Origin of the sequence: Belliella filtrata, from assembly GCF_022549775.1 — a bacterium.
Taxonomy (GTDB): Bacteria; Bacteroidota; Bacteroidia; order Cytophagales; family Cyclobacteriaceae; genus Belliella; species Belliella filtrata.
Genome location: NZ_JAKZGP010000141.1, coordinates 1 through 1176 on the forward strand (window position 1 = coordinate 1; position 1176 = coordinate 1176).

At 44.0% G+C, this 1176-nt stretch carries 1 protein-coding gene; it reads right to left on the reverse strand.

All coding sequences use genetic code 11. The features are described 5' to 3' along the window. Window positions 1-983: IS66 family transposase (gene tnpC / locus MM239_RS20780; protein WP_241350247.1), on the reverse strand; the 983-nt coding region annotated here is incomplete at its 3' end. Window positions 984-1176: the final 193 nt, after the last annotated feature.

Sequence of the window (1176 nt, forward strand, 5' to 3'; positions counted from 1 at the left end):
TCCTTTACAGCATCCACAAACTTCCGTCTGGCATGCGCCATACAGAAAGTCAGATGGATATCCGGATGATCTCCAAAAAGTGAATCATAGACTGCAAAACCATCAGTTTGGATGATACCCCTAAAGTCCGCAAGCATTTTCTTGGGACCTGACTGATCCCTGCCTTTTTGGTAATCGAATAATACAAGTCTGTCCACAGGGGAATGATAAAGCCACATGTACCCCTGATGGATATTGTTTTTGTGGTCCCTGTCCTGGACCTTTATCGGTGTTTCATCTACCTGGAGATATTTTTGGTTGACCACAATCAGCCGAAGCAGTTCCCAAAGTGGTTTGAGATGATCCCAGCCTTTCATGATCCAATCCGATGCACTTGATGCGGGGATGCGTACACCCATTTTGGAGTATTTATCTATCTGTCTGTGGAGTGGCATCCCATAAACGTATTTGTCAACAGTCATCTGGGCGATTACCGACTCGGATGGAATCCCTTTTTCTATCACCCTATCAGGAAGCTCCCCGATAATGATGCCTTCACCGTTGGATCGGGCATACTTAGGGCGGATATAACGCTTTACATAGAATGATGCAGGAACTACCTCAAGCACTTCAGTCACTTCTTCCCCTATTCTCACGCAGCCTTCTGTAGATTCGGATGGCTCGATCACCACATCTTCTCTTCTAAGTTCTTCGGGAAGGGACATACGCCCTGTACCTTTCGCCCTTTTCTTAGGAGTGGGCTTTTCGGTCACAGGTATAGATTCAGAAAGTTCTTCCTGTACTGATCTGGTGGTACCAAGTTCAAAAAGTCCCAACTGGTCATCCCCTACATTGTTTGTGCGTTTCTCACTCTTAAATCCAAAAAGATGTCTGCGGAGTTTGTCGAGTTCGAACTGCTGATCTGAGATGATATTTTCTTTTTCTGATAGGGTCAACAGGGCATCTTCGTACAGCTTTTTGTAGTCTTTTTCCCCGTTTTCCATGATATAAAGATACTAAAAAAAGTGGCTTTAAATACATTTTGAGGCTGTTTTTACACTCAATAAAGCACTTTTTTTAAGCTCTTTTTAACGCATCATAGCGCTTTCTGTAGCTCACCGATTCAAGCCTTACCCCCTGTAAGAGAAGACTCAATTGATTGCTCGTAATTGAGTTTCCAGAGAGTATTGGGCGCTC